Genomic DNA, 1,082 nt, shown 5'->3' with positions numbered 1-1,082 from the left:
GGGGCCGCAGCCGCGGCCCGGGGCGCGGGGCAGGCGCCGCGGGCGGCGTCGGCGGCCGGGGCGCGCTGCGCGAGCCGCCTGCTGCGACACCCTGATCGAGAGGACCTGACGATGCAGAAGAAGCCCGTGTTCCTGACCGGCGCCTCCGGCGCGCTCGGCCGCATGCTGGCAAGGGAGCTCGGCGCCGCCGGCTACACGCTGCGCCTGACGGACATCGCGCCCTTCCCCGATCCGCTGCCGAAGGGTGCCCGCTTCGTCCGCGCCGACCTGAACGAGGCGCTGGCCATCGTCCGCCAGGCGGAAGGCTGCGGCACCATCCTGCATTTCGGCGGCAACGCCACCGAGCAGCCCTTCGAGACCATCCTCGAGCCGAACATCCGCGGCCTCTATCACATCTACGAAGCCGCGCGGCGCGAGGGCGCGCGCGTGGTCTTCGCCAGCTCCAACCACACCATCGGCTTCCATGAGCGGCCGAAGGGCAACGAGGCGAAGCTCGACTTCGACTGCCAGTTCCGGCCGGACGGCTACTACGGCCTGTCGAAGGTGTACGGGGAGATGATGGGCCGGCTCTACTGGGACAAGCACGGCGTCGAGAACGTCAATGTCCGCATCGGCTCCTGCCTGCCGAAGCCGATGAACGCCCGCGCGCTGTCCACCTGGCTGTCCTACCCCGACCTCGCGCGGATGATGGTCCGCTGCATCGAGGCCGAGCGCGTCGGGCACTGCGTGATCTGGGGCGCCTCCAACAATCCCGCGACCTTCTGGGGCAAGGACCACCGCGACCGCATCGGCTGGCAGCCCGAGGACAATGCCGAGGACTACCGCGCCGAGGTCGAGAGCAAGGTTTCGGGCGACCCGGTGGAGGAGCGCTACCAGGGCGGCTTCTACACGCCCATCGAGTACAGCCGCAAAGGCGGCTTCTCGCCCCGCGACGCCTTTGAACTTGATTGATGCCCTCGGACGGCGGCCATCGTGCCGCAGGCACGCCTTCGGCGTGACCGCTCCGCGGCCTTGCCTTCGCGCAGGCGGCGGTCGCGGCGAGCCGTGCGTCTGGTTTGTGCGCGGGCCGCTTCGCGGCCTCG

Annotated in this window: 1 protein-coding gene; it reads left to right on the top strand. The window is 70.8% G+C overall.

From position 1 onward, the window contains the following. Nucleotides 1–111 precede the first annotated feature (111 nt). Nucleotides 112–951 (top strand): NAD-dependent epimerase/dehydratase family protein, encoded by an 840-nt coding sequence (locus AC1MIR_RS09460; RefSeq protein WP_480027918.1) that lies wholly within the window; start codon nucleotides 112–114, stop codon nucleotides 949–951. The last annotated feature ends 131 nt before the right edge of the window (nucleotides 952–1,082 follow it).

It is taken from the genome of Falsiroseomonas sp. RANM36 (assembly GCF_056682175.1).
This window is presented reverse-complemented; position numbering and strand designations above follow the sequence as displayed.

What these genes read in the sequence shown, in the direction of transcription:
- AC1MIR_RS09460 (WP_480027918.1), top strand. Translation starts at nt 112, where the DNA reads ATGCAGAAGAAGCCCGTGTTCCTGACCGGCGCCTCCGGCGCGCTCGGC.